General features: G+C 37.5%; 17 protein-coding genes and 2 riboswitches. Of the genes, 14 read left to right on the forward strand and 3 right to left on the reverse strand.

The features are described 5' to 3' along the window. Window positions 1-22: 22 nt before the first annotated feature. The 4 genes from OR571_RS07695 to OR571_RS07710 all read left to right on the forward strand — a co-directional run bounded on the left by OR571_RS07695 (window position 23) and on the right by OR571_RS07710 (window position 3,222). Window positions 23-493 (forward strand): polyhydroxyalkanoate biosynthesis repressor PhaR, encoded by a 471-nt coding sequence (locus OR571_RS07695; RefSeq protein ID WP_282242244.1) that lies wholly within the window; start codon window positions 23-25, stop codon window positions 491-493. A gap of 53 nt (window positions 494-546) precedes the next feature. Then, window positions 547-1,329, forward strand: a complete 783-nt coding sequence (fabG, locus tag OR571_RS07700) for a 3-oxoacyl-[acyl-carrier-protein] reductase (RefSeq protein WP_282242245.1) — start codon at window positions 547-549, stop codon at window positions 1,327-1,329. Between the two features lie 42 nt (window positions 1,330-1,371). Then, complete coding sequence (gene phaC, locus OR571_RS07705) at window positions 1,372-2,454, forward strand: class III poly(R)-hydroxyalkanoic acid synthase subunit PhaC (RefSeq protein ID WP_282242246.1); 1,083 nt, start codon at window positions 1,372-1,374, stop codon at window positions 2,452-2,454. A gap of 243 nt (window positions 2,455-2,697) precedes the next feature. Next, window positions 2,698-3,222 carry a Rossmann-fold NAD(P)-binding domain-containing protein gene (locus OR571_RS07710; RefSeq protein ID WP_282242247.1) on the forward strand — a complete coding sequence of 175 codons (525 nt, stop codon included), beginning with the start codon at window positions 2,698-2,700 and terminating at the stop codon, window positions 3,220-3,222. Window positions 3,223-3,271: 49 nt separating this feature from the next. On the opposite strand, the gene OR571_RS07715 is transcribed toward OR571_RS07710, so the two are convergent. Continuing rightward, a complete protein-coding gene (locus OR571_RS07715; RefSeq protein ID WP_282242248.1) occupies window positions 3,272-3,718 on the reverse strand; it encodes a GNAT family N-acetyltransferase in 447 nt (148 codons plus the stop codon). Window positions 3,719-3,868: 150 nt separating this feature from the next. Here OR571_RS07715 and OR571_RS07720 point away from each other — a divergent pair, with 150 nt between their 5' ends. From OR571_RS07720 to guaA, 9 genes are all read left to right on the forward strand, one after another. Further along, the gene (locus OR571_RS07720) at window positions 3,869-4,627 is read left to right on the forward strand and encodes an exodeoxyribonuclease III (protein WP_282242249.1); all 759 of its coding nucleotides are present in this window, start codon (window positions 3,869-3,871) and stop codon (window positions 4,625-4,627) included. 87 nt (window positions 4,628-4,714) lie between these two features. Then, on the forward strand, window positions 4,715-5,995 hold the full coding sequence (locus tag OR571_RS07725; RefSeq protein WP_282242250.1) for an aminotransferase class I/II-fold pyridoxal phosphate-dependent enzyme: 1,281 nt from the start codon (window positions 4,715-4,717) through the stop codon (window positions 5,993-5,995). 136 nt (window positions 5,996-6,131) lie between these two features. Next, on the forward strand, window positions 6,132-8,327 hold the full coding sequence (locus OR571_RS07730; protein ID WP_282242251.1) for an outer membrane protein assembly factor BamB family protein: 2,196 nt from the start codon (window positions 6,132-6,134) through the stop codon (window positions 8,325-8,327). Between the two features lie 190 nt (window positions 8,328-8,517). Next, complete coding sequence (locus tag OR571_RS07735; RefSeq protein ID WP_282242264.1) at window positions 8,518-9,996, forward strand: nicotinate phosphoribosyltransferase; 1,479 nt, start codon at window positions 8,518-8,520, stop codon at window positions 9,994-9,996. Between the two features lie 5 nt (window positions 9,997-10,001). Continuing rightward, on the forward strand, window positions 10,002-10,829 hold the full coding sequence (gene nadE, locus OR571_RS07740; RefSeq protein ID WP_282242252.1) for an ammonia-dependent NAD(+) synthetase: 828 nt from the start codon (window positions 10,002-10,004) through the stop codon (window positions 10,827-10,829). 515 nt (window positions 10,830-11,344) lie between these two features. Next, window positions 11,345-12,295 carry an AAA family ATPase gene (locus tag OR571_RS07745; protein WP_282242253.1) on the forward strand — a complete coding sequence of 317 codons (951 nt, stop codon included), beginning with the start codon at window positions 11,345-11,347 and terminating at the stop codon, window positions 12,293-12,295. Beyond that, the gene (locus OR571_RS07750; RefSeq protein WP_282242254.1) at window positions 12,292-13,497 is read left to right on the forward strand and encodes a DUF58 domain-containing protein; all 1,206 of its coding nucleotides are present in this window, start codon (window positions 12,292-12,294) and stop codon (window positions 13,495-13,497) included. Before OR571_RS07745 ends, OR571_RS07750 begins: the two co-directional genes overlap by 4 nt. Continuing rightward, window positions 13,494-15,683: a DUF4129 domain-containing transglutaminase family protein gene (locus OR571_RS07755; RefSeq protein WP_282242255.1), complete on the forward strand. Its 2,190-nt coding sequence runs from the start codon at window positions 13,494-13,496 to the stop codon at window positions 15,681-15,683. Before OR571_RS07750 ends, OR571_RS07755 begins: the two co-directional genes overlap by 4 nt. Window positions 15,684-15,717: 34 nt before the next feature. Next, window positions 15,718-15,819, forward strand: a riboswitch (purine riboswitch). Between the two features lie 135 nt (window positions 15,820-15,954). Next, window positions 15,955-17,508 carry a glutamine-hydrolyzing GMP synthase gene (gene guaA, locus OR571_RS07760; RefSeq protein WP_282242256.1) on the forward strand — a complete coding sequence of 518 codons (1,554 nt, stop codon included), beginning with the start codon at window positions 15,955-15,957 and terminating at the stop codon, window positions 17,506-17,508. 50 nt (window positions 17,509-17,558) lie between these two features. On the opposite strand, the gene OR571_RS07765 is transcribed toward guaA, so the two are convergent. Together OR571_RS07765 and OR571_RS07770 are read right to left on the reverse strand one after the other, a co-directional pair. Next, the gene (locus OR571_RS07765; RefSeq protein ID WP_282242257.1) at window positions 17,559-17,951 is read right to left on the reverse strand and encodes a GyrI-like domain-containing protein; all 393 of its coding nucleotides are present in this window, start codon (window positions 17,949-17,951) and stop codon (window positions 17,559-17,561) included. Between the two features lie 32 nt (window positions 17,952-17,983). Then, complete coding sequence (locus OR571_RS07770; protein WP_282242258.1) at window positions 17,984-18,910, reverse strand: helix-turn-helix transcriptional regulator; 927 nt, start codon at window positions 18,908-18,910, stop codon at window positions 17,984-17,986. A gap of 191 nt (window positions 18,911-19,101) precedes the next feature. After that, a riboswitch (purine riboswitch) is annotated at window positions 19,102-19,203 on the forward strand. Window positions 19,204-19,288: 85 nt separating this feature from the next. Between OR571_RS07770 and OR571_RS07775 the strand changes: the two genes are divergently transcribed. Continuing rightward, on the forward strand, window positions 19,289-20,620 hold the full coding sequence (locus OR571_RS07775) for an NCS2 family permease (protein ID WP_282242259.1): 1,332 nt from the start codon (window positions 19,289-19,291) through the stop codon (window positions 20,618-20,620). Window positions 20,621-20,974 lie beyond the last annotated feature (354 nt).

The following is a 20,974-nucleotide window of genomic DNA, read 5'->3' on the forward strand; positions in this document are numbered from 1 at the left end:
TAAGAAAAGGAGATGATTTCCATTGACCCAGACAACTTCATTTGATGCTTTTACAATGTGGAAAAACGTGTATGAGAAAACAGAAAGTACATGGAGAGATGCCATCCAAGATACACTTGGAAAAGAATCCTTTGCAGAAAGTTTAGGACAGATTCAAAGTCAATATTTACAATATCAAGGATTTGTGAATAAAATGACCGAATCCTATTTGAAACAAGCTAATATGCCTTCTAGGGATGAAATTGCAAACGTTGCTTCCCTTGTAATAAACGTAGAATCTAAAGTGGATGATTTAGAAGATCAAATGGATGTGTACAAGATTGATACTTCTAGAGAGATAGAACAACTTAGAAAAGGACTAAATAATCTAGATAAGAAATTAGATAAAGTGATTGAATTGCTTAATAAATCAATCGTGGCACAAAATACCCCTAAAGTAACAGATGGACCTTTAACTACAACAGCTTTAAATGCTACAAGTACTAAGAAGTAATCCTCTACTATATTAAATGATTTCTTAAAAAACATATATTGGGAGTGTATTAAATGACAAAATTGCAAACAACCGTATTGGAACAAACGAATCCATTAAAACCTCTTGCAGGGAAAGTAGCTGTTGTAACAGGGGCTTCTCGAGGAATTGGAGCTGAAATAGCTAAAGCATTGGCAAAAAATGGCGCACAAGTTGTAGGTAATTATCTTAGTAGCACTTTAGATATGGAAAATGTTATGCAAGAAATCGAGCAAGAAGGTGGTAGTTTGTTTGCTATTCAAGCAGACGTATCTATAGAAGAGGACTCACAAAAGCTTATAGAGGAAGTATTGAACCGTTTCGGAAAAATCGATATCCTCATTAATAATGCAGGAGTGACAAGAGATCGTACCTTCCGTAAAATGTCCAAACAAGAATGGGATCAAGTGATCAATATAAACTTAAACAGTGTTTTTAACACAACATCTGCTGTTATCAACCATATGTTAGAACAAAAATCTGGTCGGATTATTAATATCAGCTCAATCATCGGTCAAGCTGGTGGTTTTGGACAGACGAATTATGCTGCATCAAAAGCTGGATTACTAGGCTTTACAAAGTCGCTGGCTCTAGAGACTGCTAGAAATGGTATTACAGTAAATGCGATTTGCCCAGGATTCATCGAAACAGAGATGGTTGCAGCAATGCCGGAAAATGTAAAAGATGCAATCGTTGCAAAAGTGCCTGTACAAAGATTAGGCCGTACGAGTGAAATTGCAGATGCTGTGTTATTTTTAGCGCAAGCAAGCTATATTACAGGTCAAGAAATCAATGTAAATGGCGGTCTATATATGTAACAAAAAGTTTCCATATTGAAAAATAATGGTAGGAGGGATTTTATGGTTACGTTAGATACCAAACAATTTGACAATTGGATCGACCGTTTATCGGAGGATAAGAACATCCAACAGATTAAACGATTAACAGAAGTTATCTCTTCGGATGCTGAACCAGAAGTTGGTCAGACTCCAAAAGAGGTTATTTGGACAAAAAATAAATCAAAATTATACCGCTATCAGCCAGCGATAAAGAAAACAAATAAAGTACCGATTCTAATGATTTATGCATTAATCAATAAACCGTATATACTGGATCTTTATCCAGGAAATAGCTTAATAGAGCACCTAACTAATAAAGGACATGATGTTTACTTGTTGGACTGGGGTACTCCTGGCTACGAGGACCGCAACATGAAACTAGATGACTATATCGTAGATTATATTCCTAGGGCAGTAAGCAAAGTGCTAAAGACTTCAAAAGCGAAAGATATTACGCTTTTAGGGTATTGTATGGGTGGCACAATGACGGCAATTTTTACTGCACTTTATCCACAATTGCCAATTCGCAATCTTATATTGATGACGAGCCCAATTGATTTTAAAGATGCAGGGCATTATTCAAACTGGCTGGATAAACGTTATTTTCAGCTAGATAAACTGGTCGATACGCTTGGTAATATTCCTTTCGAATTAATCGATTTCGGAAACAAGCTACTTAATCCAATTTCGAATGTTGTCGGACCATATATAAGTTTAGCTGACCGTGTGGAAAACGAAGACTTTGTTTTAAATTGGAAACTCATGCAAAAATGGTTGAACGATGGTATCCCATTCCCAGGTGAATCTTATAGACAGTGGATTAGAGATTTCTATCAGGACAACAAACTCATTAATGATCAATTAACTGTACGTGGACGCAAAGTAGAATTGGCGAATATTAAAGCTAATCTACTGAATATTTCTGCCACACGTGACAACATTGCTTTACCACAACAGATTGCACCGCTCAATGATAAGGTGTCTAGCAAAAACAAGACACTACATATAGTAGAAACTGGTCATGTATCGGTTGTCACAGGTCGCAAAGCAATCAATGAAATACATCCTTATATTGAAAAGTGGATTACCGATAATTCGAAGTAATATAAAGGAATAAAATTGATTATCGCAAACTGCACAATAAGGTTTTGAAAGTGCTCTGGACTTGAATGTCTAGTAATACTTTAACCGAGTTTTCTAAATACGAGTGGCGCTAGCACATCTAGCGCCACTCGTATTTTTTCGGAAGTTAGATTGGACTGATAATAGAAAGTATCATTTTGTTGTGGATGTGCTGGAACATTTTTAAATAGTATAGCAATATATACTTGAGAGGAATGATACTAAATGAAACATATTTGCATAATTGGCGGGACGGGAATGTTAGCAGAAGTGTCTAAGTGGTATGCCGATAATAACTATATTGTTTCCGTTATTGCACGGAACGAAGAAAAAATGAATAGAGTGAAAGAGTCTTGTTCGAATACAGAGAATATAAAGGCAATCTATCTCGATTATCGAGATACTACCGATTTGTACAATGCCCTACGAAAAAATGTACAAGTATATGGTCCTTTAATAGAAGCAGTAGTTTGGCTGCATTCCGATGGTTTACATGCACTTTCCACTGTTTTTGAATTAATAGAGGAGAAAAGTAAGGTTTGGCAAGTAATAGGTAGTCAAGCAAACGCTGAAAAGTTGCAAAAACAATATCAACCCCAAAAAGACATAGAATACAATTTTATACAACTAGGATTTGTTAGTGAAAATGATAGACAAAGATGGTTAACAAATGTTGAGATAGCCCATGGTGTTATTCATTCGGTACAAGTAGGTCTGCACTATAATTTGGTTGGGGAAATTTCCAGTTAAAAAGAGCATAACCTTTGAAGTCATGCTCTTTGTTATAATTGTTGATTACTTAAATTAATTGTGTATCTAATGTTTTTATCATCAAAATATGTGGAATGCCATCTTCGATAAACACATTTGATGCTGTTTCATAGCCAAGTTTTTCATAAAAACCTTCTGCGTGGGTTTGTCCATGTAATTTTACTTGGGCCAATCCTTTTCTATTTGCAATTTCTTCTAATGCTTTAACAATTACTTTACCAAGGCCAAATTTGCGATAAGACTCTAAAATACAAATGCGTTCTAATTTACCAATTCCATCCACTACTCTTAATCGACCAGTTCCAACAGGTTCGTCCTCATAATAGACTAAAATATGCTCACATTGTCCATCTAGCGTATCAAATTGATCAAACTCTTCTTCTAATGGTACACCCTGTTCTTTTACAAATACTTCTTTTCTAATATCAAATGCTTTTTGTAAGTCACTATCTTCTGTTATTCTTTTAGAATTCATTCATTTTCAGTCCTTTTCTTTTGATTAGACAAGCAGGAAGACTCAAGTCATAATCTATTAGTATGTACATATAAGTGTAAATGAATTTATTTTTGTTGTAAATACAACATAATTGAAATAGACAGCTTTATTTTGTAAGGAGGAATACATATGAAATTAGTATCTTGGAATGTGAATGGATTGCGTGCTTGTGTGCAAAAAGGGTTTTTAGATTATTTTAATGAAGTAAAGGCAGATATATTTTGCTTGCAAGAGACGAAACTTCAGGAAGGACAAATCGATCTGGAGCTAGATGGATATGAACAATATTGGAATTATGCTTTGAAAAAGGGGTATTCTGGAACTGCTGTGTTTACGAAAGTGAAACCACTTTCCGTGAAATATGGCGTCGGAGATTTAGAGTCTGAAAATGAAGGACGAATCCTTACGTTAGAATTCGAAGACTTTTTCTTAGTGAATGTCTACACCCCAAATGCAAAACGAGACTTAACTAGACTTCTTTATCGTTTAGAATGGGAAGACGAGATGCGGGCATATTTGAAAAGACTAGATGAATTGAAGCCGGTTATTCTGTGCGGTGATTTAAATGTTGCCCATGCAGAAATCGATTTGAAAAATGCCAAATCCAATAGGGGAAACTCTGGGTTTACGCTTGAGGAACGTGGAAAAATGACGGATTTATTGGCTGCTGGTTTCGTAGATACTTTCCGTTATTTTTATCCGGAACGTGAGGGAGCTTATACTTGGTGGTCATATATGAATAAAGTAAGGGAGCGGAATATTGGGTGGAGGATTGATTATTTCATCGCTTCTCAGAAACTTACACCAGTATTAAAGGATGCCTCTATTGATGCGCAAGTACTTGGTAGTGATCATTGTCCGGTCGTTTTAGAATTAGATAATTCTTGAATACTCAATATATTATGAGAAAAACTACAATACTTTAATGAAATAGAGTACAATATTTCTATATCAACTTTCTGGAGGTACCTATAGATGAATGCTTTAGCCGTGCAATTAAATGAAAAAATGCAAAAAGAAAATCCTGTCATTTTTGATATGTTATCCGACTTAGGAAAAAGTTTATACTATCCTAAAGGAATATTAAGCCAAAGTGCAGAAGCAGGGAAAAAAGCGCATCGCTTTAATGCCACAATCGGAATCGCAACCGAAAATGGAGAACCGATGCATTTCCGTCATATACAAGAGAAATTAGGATACGCTCCAAAGGATATCTACCCATATGCAGCTCCACAAGGAAAAGAATTATTACGTTCAATTTGGAAAGAAAAATTATTAAAAGATAACCCTTCGATGCAAAATAAATCAATTGGCATGCCAATTGTAACTAGTGCGTTGACACATGGTTTAAGTATTGTAGCCGATTTGTTTATGAATCCAGGTGATGTCCTAATTACACCGGAGCAATATTGGGGTAACTATAATACAGTATTCCAGATTAGAAGAGGTGGCCGTGTAGAAACGTTCCCTTTATTCAATGAACAGAACGGTTTTCATGTAGAAGCCTTCCGTGAAACGTTAACGAAGCAAAAAGAAAAAGCGATTGTGTTATTAAACTTCCCAAACAATCCGACTGGGTACACACCATCGATTAGTGAAGCAGAAGCAATTGTTCAAGTATTAAAAGATGTAGCAGCTTCAGGTACTAAATTAGTTGTCGTATTAGATGATGCTTACTTTGGTTTATTCTACGAAGATTCGATTAAGGAATCATTATTCGGATTAGTAGCTGATAGCCATCCAAATATTTTGCCGGTGAAAATCGACGGTGCAACGAAAGAAAATTATGTATGGGGATTACGCGTTGGGTTTATCACTTACGCTGCCACTCCTGATGTATTGGATGCATTAGAACAAAAAACAAAAGGAATTATCCGCGGAACGATTTCAAGCGGTTCTCATATTTCCCAAACAATTCTATTGGAATCTCTGCAATCAGAAGAGTTTTTAAAAGAAAAAGAAGAGAAATTTCAAATTATGCAATCGCGTGCTATTAAAACAAAGGAAGTACTTGCGAACGAAAAGTTTGCTTCCCACTGGACATACTACCCATTTAACTCAGGGTATTTTATGTGCTTGAAGTTAACTAATTTAGATGCAGAAACACTTCGTCTTCACTTATTGGATCAATATGGAGTTGGGGTTATTGCAAGCAATAAAACAGATATCCGCGTAGCATTCTCATGCGTAGAAGCGTCAGATATTGAAGAGCTATTTGATTTGATTTATCAAGGATGCCAAGACTTAACTAAATAATTGTTTTGAAAAACTGTTCATGAGTTAGCGCTCATGGACAGTTTTTTTTATGAAGTCAAATGTAAACGCTAACATTTATCTGGAATCCGAGACATAAACTATTGAAACGTTATTTTAATAGTTTGGGGGGATGAAGATGAGAGGCGAACGTATACCGGGGTGGGCAAAAGGTTTTATAGGAATTATTATTGCCTTAGTAACGATTCTTGTTCTTTATCTATATGTTGATAAAGAACAAGAGGAAGGATCTCCATACGCTACCATTACAGTAACAGAAGAGATAAACGCGGAGGTTGAGCCGGAAGTCGAAGAAGAGGAGAAGGAATTGGCTAATCCAGACATTAAAGTGGACTATGCTACGAAAGATTGGGCAATCCATGGGGGTGATTATTACAACAGACGTTATTCCACTTTGAAGCAAATTACCTCAGAAAACATAGGTGATTTAAAACCAACTTGGGTTAGTAGTCTGGGCTCTGGGGCAGAAGATAAGTATTCGGGAGAAGCTACACCAATCGTAGTAGACGGTATTATGTATATTGCAACTGGTGCTAATGACGTATTTGCAATTGATGCCAAAACAGGTGAACAGATTTGGGCTTATACTCCCGATATTCCACAAGAAATGGATACGGTATGTTGTGGCTGGACGACTCGAGGAGTTGCGGTAGGTGATGGAAAGGTATATGTAGGGTTATTGGATGCAAGGCTAGTGGCACTTGATCAAAAAACAGGTGAAGAAGTATGGGAAACGAAAGTGGCGGAATGGGAAGAAGGGTATACCGTTACAAGCGCACCGCTTTACTATAATGGAAAAGTGTATACGGGTGTGGCTGGAGGAGAATATGGTATTCGCGGACGCGTAATGGCGTACGATTCCGATTTAGGATATGAAGTATGGCGTTTCTATACAATTCCGGGACCAGGGGATATCAATGGAGATACTTGGCCTTCCGATAATGATGCTTGGTTAACGGGAGGGGGCCCTGTTTGGAATACACCAGCAGTTGACCCGGAACTTGGGTATATTTACTTTGCAACTGGGAATACAGCACCAGACTTAGACGGTAGTAATCGTGAAGGAGATAATTTATACGCGAACTCTGTTGTTGCTGTGAATGCGGAAAATGGGGATTATGTATGGCATTTTCAAGAAGTGCACCATGATATTTGGGATATGGATCCCGCAAACCCAGTTGTTTTATTTGATGTAGAAAAAGATGGGGAGATGCGAAAGGGTCTCGGGCAAGCGGGGAAAACAGGATGGGTTTATTTCTTAGATCGTACTGATGGGACACCGCTAGTGGGTATTGAAGAAAAGCCGGTACCTCAATTGGCCGAACAAAAAACAGCAGCAACACAGCCGTTCCCAATTGGAGATGCATTTGTCCCGCAAGGAGTTTTTCAAGAAGATGTTGACCGCGATTTAGGAGATGCATTCGAAGGGCAAATAGGCGATATTTTTACTCCGTTTTGGGAGGAACCGATTACCCTTAAACCAGGGCCTGCCGGTGGTGCGAACTGGCCGCCATCTGCTTATAACCCAGATACGGAGCTGTTTTATGTTTTAGGGAATGATAACTATTTTTCTTTTGCTAGACAAGAAGAGGAAGCGTTTGAGGAAGGCTCTATGTATATCGGTAGCATTATGCAACCAGTTTCCAATGCACCATCGCGTGGTACAGTAACTGCACTGGATGTTAAAACAAATAAGATAGTATGGCAACAAAATTGGGATGCTCAAGCATACAGTGGTGTTCTAACAACGGCTGGAAACCTTGTGTTTGTAGGTCATAACGACGGTCGTTTAATTGCCTTTGATGCAAAAACAGGCGATCAATTGTGGGAATATACGATGGATGCAGGTGCCAATGCCCCTTCTGTTACGTATGAAATTGAGGGAGAACAGTATATTTCGATTTATGCTGCAGGTAATGCACTAGCAGGGTCTAAACATGGAGATAAAGTTTACACCTTTAAATTAGGAGGAAATTTACCTGAAGGGCAAGTGATTGATGCCTCAGCAAAAGATGATTCTAACGGGTCTATAAATAATGAAGCAACGGAAGGTGATACAGTAAGCAGTGTAGATGCTGGCCTTGAAGTTTACGCGAATAGTTGTATTGCTTGTCATGGCAATATAGGGGCGAATGGACATAATGGACCAAACCTACAGAATAGTAAGTTTGCCGAAAGTAGAGAAAACGTGATCGAACGAATAACAAATGGTGGAGCAACAATGCCATCCTTTAAAGATTCGTTAACTCCCGAAGAAATTGAAGCAGTGGCAGACTATATAGTGACGGTTATTTCCCCATTAGGTGAGGGATAAGTGAAGTGAAAAGAAACCAGCCATTTTGTCAGATGGCTGGTTTCTTTATGGTGATTTGCTCAAAATAGTGATACTGCAGTATCTCTCTTCTCTTAGAGATACCATCAGTTTAATTACCCAAGAAAAAGGGGAAATAGTGTATACTAGATTCAATCGTTATAAGTTAGAAGTTATGGAGAAGGGGATCATGATGAAAAAGAATTATCCAGACGACGGTTTAGCTTTACATACGGATTTATATCAAATTAATATGGCGGAATCCTATTGGGCGGATAACATGCACGAAAGAAAAGCGGTATTCGAGTTGTTTTTCCGAAAGCTTCCGTTTGGGAATGGCTATGCTGTTTTTGCAGGGCTAGAGAGATGCCTTGATTACTTAAAAAATTTTCATTTTACAGAAAGCGATTTAGAATATTTACAGCAAGAGGTTGGCTACAAGGAAGATTTTATCGATTATTTGCGGACGGTTCGGTTTACGGGAGATGTCTACTCGATGCTGGAAGGGGAACTTGTATTTCCGAATGAGCCAATTATGCGTATTGAATCGACATTGGTGGAAGCACAGCTTGTGGAAACTGCACTATTAAATATTGTTAATTATCAAACGCTTATAGCGACAAAAGGGTCTCGTATTAAACAAGTAGTGAAAGATGAAATTGCGATGGAGTTTGGTTCAAGACGAGCACAAGAAATGGATGCAGCTATTTGGGGAACTCGTGCTGCATATATAGGTGGAATAGAATCCACTAGTAACGTGCGTGCTGGCAAAATGTTTGGTATTCCTGTTTCTGGAACACATGCCCATTCTTTAGTGCAAGCATATAAAAGTGAGTATGATGCATTTCACTCATATGCAAAACGTCATAAAGACTGTGTTTTCTTAGTGGACACGTATAACACTTTAAAAACGGGGGTTCCTACTGCCATAAAAGTAGCGAAGGAACTTGGAGACAAAATCAATTTTATCGGTATTCGCTTAGATTCTGGTGATATTGCTTTTCTTTCAAAAGAAGCAAGAAAGATGCTAGATGCAGCTGGATTTACGAATGCTAAAATTATTGTTTCGAATGATTTAGATGAATATACAATTTTAAATTTAAAATCTCAAGGAGCAAAAGTGGATAGCTGGGGTATTGGTACAAAGCTTATAACCGGTTACGACCAGCCAGCGCTTGGAGCGGTATATAAAATTGTCTCCATTGAGGATGAAGAAGGCATGATGCAGGACACGATTAAAATTTCATCTACTACTGAAAAAGTAACGACACCTGGTCAGAAAAAGCTATTCCGAATTATTGATAAAGAAAACGGAAAGGCTGAGGGCGATTATATTACGATGCATGATGAAGATCCGACGCATGAAAAACGTTTGAAAATGTTCCATCCGGTGCACACGTTTGTATCCAAATTTGTGACAAACTTTGAAGCGAAAGACTTGCATGTAAAAGTGATTGAAGATGGACAAGTTACGTACAAAATTCCAGATTTACAAGAAGTGCGTGATTATGCGCATACTAATTTAGACTTACTATGGGACGAATATAAACGTTCACTAAACCCAGAGGAATATCCGGTCGATTTAAGCCAAAAATGTTGGGACAATAAAATGCGCAATATACAGGAAGTAAAAGAGATGGAGCACAATCTTATTGCGCAAAATGGAGGCTGATCATAATGACAACTATGCAACAGAAAATTATCGAGGCTTTGAAAGTGAAACCAAACATTAATGTAGAAGAAGAGATCCGAGTTAGTATTGATTTTATGAAGGCGTATCTAAAGAAGCATCCCTTTATGAAAAGTATGGTCCTCGGTATTTCAGGAGGACAAGATTCCACATTAGTAGGAAAGCTTGCGCAACTCGCTGTAGACGAGCTGAATAAAGAAGCTGGCGAAGAAGTCTATGCATTTATAGCGGTAAGTTTACCGTATGGTGTTCAATTTGATGAAGATGAGCGTCAAGATGCATTGGATTTTATCCAACCGTCTAAATCTGTCACGATCAATATTAAAGAGGCAGTGGATGCAAGTGCGCGAGCGCTTAGCGAAGCGGGTGTTACATTATCGGACTTTGCAAAAGGGAATGAAAAAGCTAGAGAACGTATGAAGGCACAATATTCAATTGCCGCAATGTATAATGGCGTTGTGCTTGGAACAGATCATGCAGCGGAGGCTGTCACTGGATTTTATACAAAATACGGCGACGGCGGTGTAGATTTAACTCCAATATTCCGTTTGAACAAAAGACAAGGCAAGCAGCTGCTTAAACAACTAGGATGTCCGGAGCATTTATATTTGAAAGTTCCGACTGCAGACTTAGAAGAAAATCGCCCAGCTATTCCGGACGAAGTAGCGCTCGGTGTAACGTACGAAGAAATTGACGATTACTTAGAGGGTAAAAAAATCTCACAAGCATCACAAGAAAAAATAGAAGGTTTTTATACTCGATCTATGCATAAGCGACATATGCCGATCACAGTGTTTGATGATTTCTGGAAATAGTTAACCGATATGAAAAATAGTAGAGAGTGGGAAATGTTGAACTTCCCCTCTCTACTTTTTTATTGGTTAGGAAATTATAGACCTATGGTTTGTTAACTAATAGGGAAACTACGACGTAAAGAGATACGGCAAAGGCAATTGATTTCCGCTCCAGGCGAACACTTACCGCGGGGCGGGCGGTGAGCCTCCTCGTCGCACGCTCCTGCGGGAACAGTACGAGCTGAAAGCCCCGCAGGAGCGAGAGCTCCGAGGAGATTGAAGCCGTGCTCGCGGAAAGCGTCCGCCCTGTAGCGGAAATCCAAGCGTCCACTTCATTCAACTCACTACCGCGAAGTTTCCCTATTATGTGCGACATACCAATATTATTATTTGCGAGAAGTGACTGTACAATTCTTCTTCTGCGAGAGATGGTTAAGCATTTTCTTATTTGTATTATATTGTAACTTTCGGTATGCTAATTATATACTATATTAATTTTCAAACTAATCTTTCAATAGAGGATACCGGGGGAAAAGATGATGGAACAATTGCAAATTCAATCTATTATTACAAATATAGAAAAAGTGATGATTGGTAAGAAACATATTGCAGAGTTGGCAGTAGTAGCACTCCTTGCTGAAGGGCATGTACTTCTAGAGGATGTACCGGGTGTTGGAAAAACGATGATGGTACGTGCTCTTGCCAAATCAATCGGTGCTGATTTTAAACGGATTCAATTTACGCCGGATTTATTGCCATCGGACGTATTAGGGGTCTCGATTTACAACCCAAAAGAAATGGAATTTGAATTTAGAGCAGGACCAATTATGGGTAATATTGTACTAGCAGATGAAATAAATCGTACTTCTCCTAAGACACAATCCGCACTTTTAGAAGGAATGGAAGAAGCATCTGTAACAATTGATGGGATTACCATGCCGATTCCTAAACCATTTTTTGTTATGGCTACACAAAATCCAATAGAACATGAAGGTACATACCCTCTGCCAGAAGCCCAGCTCGATCGTTTTTTATTGAAATTAAAAATGGGATATCCGAATCCAAGTGAAGAAATAGAAATTCTGGATCGTGTTGAAAAACTAACTCCAATTGAGCAGATCGATTCTGTTATTACATTGGAACAATTATTAAATTTACAGAAACAAGTGAAAATGGTAAAGGTTGACCAAACGATGAAAGGGTATATTGTCGATCTTGCCAATCGAACTAGACAAGACACGTATATTTACCTAGGAGTTAGTCCGAGAGCTTCTATAGCTCTAATGAGAGCTGCACAAAGTTATGCAATGCTTCAGGGAAGGGATTTCATCATACCAGATGATATTCAATATTTAACTCCTTTTGTTTTCGGTCATCGTGTTATTCTCAGACCAGAAGCTAGATATGATGGGATTTCTACGGAAGAAGTATTAACTCGGATTATTAAACGAACACCAGTCCCATATAAGAGGAAAGTAAGTCAATGAAACAGCGATTGAAACGATTAAGACCGTTAAAAGGTCTTGTTGGTATAATGTTTCTTTTAATCGTAACGTTCGTGTATGCCATGTTCCAAGGTGGATTTGTTAGTTGGTTTTTATTTTATTTGTTGATTCCCCTTTCTATTTATTCTTTGCTCTTATTTTTTTATCCGCTTTCGAAGTTGGATGTAAATAGGACAATAGATACTCGGAATGTTTATAGTGGAGGAAAGTTCGCGGCAACCGTTCACATCAGAAGAAATAATCATTTTCCGCTAATGTATGTAAAGTTCGAAGAAAAAGTTAGTCCTACATTAGCGAATATCACTTCATGGAAACGAATGATTTTTTGGGGAATGAAAAAAGAGTTTACTTGGACTTATGAAATGGATCATATTCCTCGAGGGGAGCATGTACTAGAGGGGCTTACTATTCAAGTTAGTGATTTATTTGGATGGGTCAAGAAAGATGCGTCTATCCCAAATCCTAAAACGGTCCTTGTATTTCCGAATGTAACAGAAATGGTATATGTCCCTATTGAAACGAGATATGACCAAGGTGCAGCCGTATCGAGAATTCAAACGATGAAAGATACTTCCATGGCTACAGGTTTAAGATCTTATCAACCAGGGGACCGGGTTTCTTGGATTCATTGGAAATCCTTTGCTAGAACACAAACACTTAAAACGAAAGAGTTTGAAGACCGTCAATCCCAAGATTTATTCGTCTTGATGGACCGGACACCCGGTGATAGTTTTGAAGAGATAGTCGATCTAACTGCCTCTATTTTACAAGCAATTGTGCGTCATCAGGGTTCCAGTGCTTTTTTATCTTTAGGTGAACATCGTTTTTTTATCCCCTCTGTTCAAAGTGAAAGTCAATTACAGCAGGCACTATACCATTTAACGAAAGTGCAACCAGATTTAACAAAGTCAATTGAACAAGTGATTTTACATGACGGGGCATTGGCGCAAGCAACTTCTCTTTTATATGTTACAAGTAATCTTACATATGAATGGATAGATAATATTCAAAAAACGGCAAGTAACTTGCGCGTTTGTACATGCTTTGTTGTCAAACAAAAAGACGAAAAGTTATTGAAAGAGGAACAAGTCATGCATCAGTTTGCTGCGAGTAGAGGAGTACGGGTTCACACTATTACGAAAGATCGTTTTGCCCAAGCGTTTATGGAGGTGACTCGTTCATGAGTAAAAAAGCAGTGTTATCTTTTTTCATTTATTTTTTTGTGTTTGTTTTAACGGTTGAATGGTTAAAACCAGTTATCGAGTTAACAGATACAGATCATTTGTATTTATTTAGTTTGTATTTATTGATTTCTTTTTTATTTTACTTTGTAAAGTTGAAATGGTACTATGCCGCTCCGATAAAAATAGTATTTATTTGTTGGATAATTGTTTCAATCTATACTGATTTGGGATTTATCTCTTTTGATGCTTTTGCTTATTTGATAGAAGCCATTCGTGTGAATACAGCTGCTTTAATCTCACGTGAATGGTTAGAAGTAACGAATCCCTTTCGAACCTTTTTGTTTTTTTTACTGTTATGGATGACTACGTATTTATTAAACTATTGGATACGTGTTAGGAAAAATATCCTATTATTCTTTATCCTGACGATTCTATTTATAGCAATCTTAGATACATTTAGTCCATATAATGGAGAAAAAAGTATTATGATTGCATTAATATCGGGTTTTATCGCAATGGGATTGTTATATGCTCAGAGGGTTGGGACGGAAAATAAAGAGCAAGTAAAAACACCTCTTTTGCTTGGTGGTATAGGAAGTCTAGTTGCAATACTTGTCATTAGTGGAGCACTAGCTTTTATATTACCGAAAGCCGGACCAATCTGGCCAGACCCGGTACCTTTTTTCACTGCTTCAAAACCATCTGCTTCGAGTGGAGAGGGTGGAAATGGAAGTGGAGTGCATAAGAAAGTAGGGTATGGGGAGAATGATGAAAATTTAGGTGGTGCATTTGTCGCAGATGATACTCCAGTATTTACAGCAGCTGTACCGACCAGACAATATTGGAAAATTGAAACGAAGGACACGTATACATCTAAGGGTTGGATTCTATCTAATACAGAAGCGCAAATTAGTAGCTATAATCTTGGGGAATCAATTCAATCAGATATTACTCCAGGAGAGGAAGAAAGAACAGCGACTGCAAGTGTTTCCATGCTACAGGAATATCCTTTTGTCATGCAACCTTATGGCATAAAGCAAGTAGATGCTTTAGAACCATTCACTCTATCGTGGAATGAAACAAATCAAAAGCTTTCTACGTTTAATGGTGGTAGCGCCGTGCCCATTACAAATTATGATGTTGCTTATAGTGAGCCCGTATATAGTTTAAAGGCGCTTCGCAATACGAAAATAGAAAGTTTAGATAGTCTTACAAGTGAATTTGATCGCTATTTACAATTGCCAGAAACCTTACCGACTAGAGTACGAGAGTTAGCTACTTCTATTACGGAAGGTGACGGAAATTTATATGAAAAAGCGAAATCCATTGAACGCTACTTTAAACAAAACGGTTTTCGTTATAATGAGGAATTAGCCGCTATTCCAGAAGGGGATACGGATTACGTCGATCAGTTTTTATTTGATACTAAAGTGGGGTATTGTGATAATTTTTCAACTTCTATGGTTGTTTTACTTCGTTCAGAAGGAATCCCTGCACGTTGGGTGAAAGGCTTTGCACCAGGAGAGATTGTAGAAAGAGAAGATAGCATTCCTATTTATGAAATAACGAATAATAACGCCCATTCATGGGTCGAGGCTTATTTTCCAAATATAGGTTGGATGACTTTCGAACCTACAATTGGTTTTAACAATAGTGCAAACTTAAATTATGATTTAGATATTCAAACGGATGAGTTGGAAGCTCCAAAAAAAACACCAGCACCAACTCCTAAAAAACCCGAGCCCGCGAAAGAGAGAACAGAAGTTTCCGAGAAGCTCACCAAAGTGCTGAGTGATAGTATAGATTGGGTATTGGACCGAAAAGCAACATTTATATGGATAATCATCGGACTAGCTTTTTTTGGTTTGCTTGCTTATCGATTTAGACGCAAATGGTTATCAAAAGTGCTAATCCCATTATATCGCACAAGAAAAAATGACTGGGATTCGTTTGAAAAAATGTATCATCAGTTACTCAAACAGCTCCACGCTTATGGGTATGTAAAAGAACAGGGACAAACCTTAACGGAGTATGCTACACAGATTGATGGATATTTTAGTGGCAACCATATGAAGCAATTGACGAGTGTATATGAAAGAGGATTTTACGGTGGCAACAAAGTAGAGGTCGACTATCCATTGATGCGGGAAAGTTGGGAAAATTTAATCAATCAGCTAAGCAGTTGATTTTACACTCCACAAGCTGTAAACTATAGTCAAATTAAATTGACCAAGTTGCCCTCGTATATGTCCGATAATATGGTTCGGATGTCTCTACCAAGTTACCGATAATAACTTGACTATGAAGGTGAATGCAGTCATGTCTTTTTTATGGGACATTTGCATTCACCTTTTTGAAGTAGAGAACATTAACGCGTAGAAAGAGGTTTACTTTCTTACGCGTTTTTTTATTCTAGATAGCGCACTTGGATCACAAATAGAGAAAAGGTGGATGCTAATGTCTTCAACTCCATTGTTGAAAGAACAAGAAAAAATTGTCGTATTAGATTTTGGTAGTCAATATAACCAACTAATAACACGTCGTATTCGTGAATTTGGAGTGTACAGTGAGTTGCACCCACATACAGTAACAGCAGAAGATTTAAAGAAGATGAATGCTACTGGAATCATTTTCTCAGGTGGTCCGAACTCTGTATATGATGAAAATGCATTTCATATTGACCCTGCGATTTATGAAATTGGAGTTCCTATTTTAGGTATTTGTTATGGGATGCAATTAATGTCGCAACATTTCGGTGGAAAAGTGGAAAAAGCTTCTCATCGAGAATATGGTAAAGCGGAAATTGACGTAAAAAATGCTACGTCTTTATTTGGACAACTTCCTGCAAACCAAGTTGTATGGATGAGTCACGGTGACCATGTAACAGTTGCTCCAGAAGGTTTTGAAGTAATTGCTACGAGCCCTTCTTGTGAAGTTGCAGCAATGGCAAATGAAGCGAAGAATCTTTATGCAGTTCAATTCCATCCAGAAGTAAGACACTCTATTTACGGAATCGAACTAATTCGTCAATTCGTCTTTGATATTTGTCATGCAAAAGGTGACTGGACAATGGAAAGCTTTATCGAAATGGAAATTGAAAAAATTCGCCAAGAAGTTGGCGACAAAAAAGTGTTATGCGCACTTAGCGGTGGAGTAGATTCTTCTGTAGTTGCTGTTTTAATCCATAAAGCAATTGGCGACCAGTTAACATGTATGTTCGTGGATCATAACTTACTACGTAAAGATGAAGCAGAGGGTGTTATGAAAACTTTCTCTGAAGGCTTCCATATGAACGTGATTAAAATTGATGCTCGTGAACGTTTTATGAGCAAACTAGCTGGAGTTTCTGATCCGGAGAAAAAACGTAAAATCATCGGTAATGAATTTATCTACGTATTTGACGATGAAGCATCTAAATTGGAAGGTATGGATTTCCTTGCACAAGGAACTCTTTACACAGACATTATCGAGAGCGGTACAGCTACTGCCCAAACGATTAAATCGCACCATAACGTTGGTGGACTTCCAGAAGATATGCAATTTAAATTAATCGAGCCATTAAACACTTTATTCAAAGACGAAGTTCGCGCGCTTGGGACAGAGCTTGGTTTACCAGATGAAATCGTTTGGCGTCAACCTTTCCCTGGTCCTGGATTAGCAATTCGTGTGCTTGGAGAAGTAACAGAAGAAAAACTAGAAATCGTTCGTGAATCAGACGCAATTCTTCGTGAAGAAATCGCAAAAGCTGGTTTAGAACGTGATATTTGGCAGTACTTCACAGTGCTACCTGATATTCGTAGTGTTGGTGTAATGGGCGATGCCCGTACGTACGACTACGCAATCGGAATTCGCGCAGTTACTTCTATAGATGGAATGACATCTGACTGGGCACGTATCCCTTGGGATGTACTAGAAAAAATAAGTGTACGTCTGGTCAATGAAGTTCCTCATATTAACCGCGTACTGTATGATGTAACGAGTAAACCACCAGCAACGATTGAGTGGGAATAGTTAATTGAGAATAGCCTAGAATCCTTGTGAAAAGGACTCTAGGCTATTTTTTAGGGATTAGCGTTTATAGATAAATAAATTGTTATACTTCCGTCCGTTTTATAAATCTCAAAATCAGTTGTATAAGCTCTTCGTAGATCACTTTTCCAAATCTCGCTCCAAGCCTTACCTACCCCGGCTAGATCATTTGATTCGACTTCCCAAATATAATATTCGTCATTCCCGATCGTGATGCTATGTTCGCCACTCGTTTGTTCCGTTCCAATCATAAAATCAAAGTCTCCAGTATAATCACTTTCATAGTTACTATAAACTGCGTAGATATCACCTTTCACTTGCTTTTTTAAGAATTCCTCCCACGCTTTAGAGAATATACTCACATCGTTATTGTTTGCCCTAACCTTATTCCCGTAGACCACTTTTGCAGGGATATTTTCAGTCATTTCTAAATCTCCACCTTTCTAAGGAGAATATATCATGGTATATATGACAACTGGTTGTCATCATTAATAATCTTATGGATTTTATTTAGCTCGTAATAATACTCTTTTTTTATTGTTTCTGGTTTTAAAACATCAACCGAGCTGCCGAACATTAGTAAAAAAGGAAGAAGGTTTTTATTTGCATCATATTTGAAAGTGACCTTGATAGTATTGGAGAGAATCTCCATTTCCTCTTCCAAGAAAAAATCATATAGCTTGCCCAATTGATTTCTTTCGAATGCTAACACTACTTCTATGTCACTAGATATTTGGTTAAATTCTTTTTCTGCAATTGTTAGAGAAGTTTCATCTAAGAGTAGAATTTCCCTGATCCGTGTAAGCTTGAATATCCTATTGTCTTCTCTTTTTTCACAATAACCAGTGATATACCAACTGCCATCCGCTAGATTAATGTTACATGGAGAAATAACTCTATTGGTAATTTCACCGTTAAAAGACACATACTTAAGTTTCACCTTTTTTTGTTGAGACATTGCCTTCCTTAAAGTTTTTAGTTTCTCATTTGTCTCCATCTCAATTTCTTTTCTATGGATGGTTGGGGAGTAAAAAGAAAAGTTGCTATAAGATTCATCATCTCCCTTTAGCTTCTCTATTTTCTCCATGATTAGTTGGTTCTCCTCCTGCAAAATGTCGTGTTGTAGTTTTAAAGCTTCTATAATTGTTTGCTTCTCCTTGTCAGAAAACAAATATCTATCCATCTTGTAGGAAGGCATCAATCCTATGCCTCCATTTCGACCATGAATTGTGACAACGGGAAGCCCGGATAGAGCCAATGAGTTAACATCCCTATAAATGGTTCTCTTACTGACTTCTAGTTTATTGGCCAGTTCTTCAGCTGAAACTATTTCTTTATTTAATAAGATGACTAATATGGATAATAATCTCTCAACCTTGATCATTGTGTGCGCTCCTTCTAATAAAAACGTTAAATTCTCCTATCATTATAACGAATGCAAAGGAGGAGCTTAAAGAAACATTTTCTTTTAGGGTAAAGAGATTAGAAATGTCACAATAACGAACTATTACATTAAAAAATATAAAAATGTTCGGTTTCTGTATTGATTTTTTAAAAGTATGGTGTTATATTACTATCATAATTTAATTATGTTGTCGTATAACGTTGGGAATAAGGCCCAAAAGTCTCTACCGAATCACCGTAAATGATTCGACTACGATGAGTGAAATTGTTTTCTTTCGCTTGTTAGAGATATTAAAGCATACGACTTTTATGAAGTCGTATGCTTTTTCTGTTATACAGACAATAAATGGAGGATATTATGAAAAAGTATTTTCAATTCGATGAACTAGGAACAAATTATCGTAGTGAAATAATCGGTGGTTTAACGACATTTCTTGCAATGGCGTACATCCTAGTTGTGAACCCGATGATTCTGTCGCTGGAAACAGTAGAAGGTTTGCCAGAATTTATGTATATGGATAAAGGCGCAGTATTTACTGCAACTGCAATCGCTGCAGGTATTGGTTCTATTTTGATGGGAGTGCTTGCAAAGTATCCTATCGCATTGGCACCTGGTATGGGTCTAAATGCTTTCTTTGCTTTTACAGTTGTTTTAGAATTCGGAATACCTTGGCAAATGGCTTTAACAGGGGTATTTGTAGCTGGAGTTATTTTTATTCTTTTATCATTAACAGGAATTCGTGAAACAATTATTAACGCTATACCGACAGAGCTAAAATATGCGGTTGGTGCAGGTATAGGTTTATTCATCACTTTTGTCGGATTACAAAATTCAAAAATTATCGTGAGCAGTGATACGGTAATTGTTGGTTTAGGGGATTTAACAGATCCTAACATACTATTAACTATTTTTGGATTAGTAATAACAGTAATTATGATGGTTAAAGGCATTAAAGGTGGAATTTTCTACGGCATGTTGATCACGGCTATTGTCGGTATGATTTTTAGCTTAGTGCCAACTCCAACTGGAATTGTAAGTAGTGTTCCAGACATAGCGCCAACTTTCGGAGCAGCGCTTGATCCTATTTTCAAAGATCCATCATCTCTTTTAAATCATCAATTTTTGATTGTTGTTCTTACTTTCTTGTTTGTAAATTTCTTTGATACAGCTGGGACATTAATTTCTGTTGCGAACCAAGCTGGTCTGATGAAAGAAGGAAAACTTCCACGCGCAGGAAAAGCCCTTCTAGCAGATGCAATAGCTACAACTGCAGGAGCAGTTGCTGGTACTTCTACTACTACATCTTATGTTGAATCTACTGCAGGTGTTGCTGCGGGTGCACGTTCAGGCTTTGCAGCTGTAGTCACGGGAGTTCTACTATTATTATCCTTATTCTTTTATCCGGTATTAAGTGTAATTACTTCATATGTTACAGCACCTGCACTTATTATCGTCGGAGTATTAATGGTATCTTCATTAGGAAATATTGAATGGACTAAATTTGAGATTGCTGTACCAGCTTTCTTTGTTATTATTGCAATGCCACTGACTTACTCGATTGCAACTGGTATCGCAATCGGATTTATCTTCTATCCAATTACAATGATCGTCGCTGGACGAATTAAAGAAATTCATCCGATTATGTATGGTTTGTGGGTAATATTTATTTGTTACTTTATCTTCTTATAATAGAATGTAATGAAAAAGGGAGGCCAAGTGTCTCTCTTTTTTTATTGGAAAATGTAGATAGAAAGAGAATACTGGGGAAAGAATGCGAATGGTGTATTTGCTTTCGGAGTAAATACCGCAAGGGTTCAAAGGCTCTATAAACTCTCTAAAGATATTAGTTGCATTTATCTGAATAAAATGTTAATATCTTTTTATAACTTTTTGTCGAATAATGTGTTGACGAAGTATGGAAAAGGGTGTTAAGATACAAAGGTCGCCAAAACAAAACGACAAATAAACAATATGAACATTGAAAACTGAACATGCAAAACGTTAAGATATAAGTTATTCAGATTAACTTGTTAGTCTGATAAC

This window comes from Psychrobacillus sp. NEAU-3TGS, assembly GCF_029955155.1.
Classification (GTDB): Bacteria; Bacillota; Bacilli; order Bacillales_A; family Planococcaceae; genus Psychrobacillus.

What these genes read in the sequence shown, in the direction of transcription:
- fabG (WP_282242245.1), top strand. Translation starts at nt 547, where the DNA reads ATGACAAAATTGCAAACAACCGTATTGGAACAAACGAATCCATTAAAA.
- phaC (WP_282242246.1), top strand. Translation starts at nt 1,372, where the DNA reads ATGGTTACGTTAGATACCAAACAATTTGACAATTGGATCGACCGTTTA.
- OR571_RS07710 (WP_282242247.1), top strand. Translation starts at nt 2,698, where the DNA reads ATGAAACATATTTGCATAATTGGCGGGACGGGAATGTTAGCAGAAGTG.
- OR571_RS07715 (WP_282242248.1), bottom strand. Translation starts at nt 3,718, where the DNA reads ATGAATTCTAAAAGAATAACAGAAGATAGTGACTTACAAAAAGCATTT.
- OR571_RS07720 (WP_282242249.1), top strand. Translation starts at nt 3,869, where the DNA reads ATGAAATTAGTATCTTGGAATGTGAATGGATTGCGTGCTTGTGTGCAA.
- OR571_RS07725 (WP_282242250.1), top strand. Translation starts at nt 4,715, where the DNA reads ATGAATGCTTTAGCCGTGCAATTAAATGAAAAAATGCAAAAAGAAAAT.
- OR571_RS07730 (WP_282242251.1), top strand. Translation starts at nt 6,132, where the DNA reads ATGAGAGGCGAACGTATACCGGGGTGGGCAAAAGGTTTTATAGGAATT.
- OR571_RS07735 (WP_282242264.1), top strand. Translation starts at nt 8,518, where the DNA reads ATGAAAAAGAATTATCCAGACGACGGTTTAGCTTTACATACGGATTTA.
- nadE (WP_282242252.1), top strand. Translation starts at nt 10,002, where the DNA reads ATGACAACTATGCAACAGAAAATTATCGAGGCTTTGAAAGTGAAACCA.
- OR571_RS07745 (WP_282242253.1), top strand. Translation starts at nt 11,345, where the DNA reads ATGATGGAACAATTGCAAATTCAATCTATTATTACAAATATAGAAAAA.
- OR571_RS07750 (WP_282242254.1), top strand. Translation starts at nt 12,292, where the DNA reads ATGAAACAGCGATTGAAACGATTAAGACCGTTAAAAGGTCTTGTTGGT.
- OR571_RS07755 (WP_282242255.1), top strand. Translation starts at nt 13,494, where the DNA reads ATGAGTAAAAAAGCAGTGTTATCTTTTTTCATTTATTTTTTTGTGTTT.
- guaA (WP_282242256.1), top strand. Translation starts at nt 15,955, where the DNA reads ATGTCTTCAACTCCATTGTTGAAAGAACAAGAAAAAATTGTCGTATTA.
- OR571_RS07765 (WP_282242257.1), bottom strand. Translation starts at nt 17,951, where the DNA reads ATGACTGAAAATATCCCTGCAAAAGTGGTCTACGGGAATAAGGTTAGG.
- OR571_RS07770 (WP_282242258.1), bottom strand. Translation starts at nt 18,910, where the DNA reads ATGATCAAGGTTGAGAGATTATTATCCATATTAGTCATCTTATTAAAT.
- OR571_RS07775 (WP_282242259.1), top strand. Translation starts at nt 19,289, where the DNA reads ATGAAAAAGTATTTTCAATTCGATGAACTAGGAACAAATTATCGTAGT.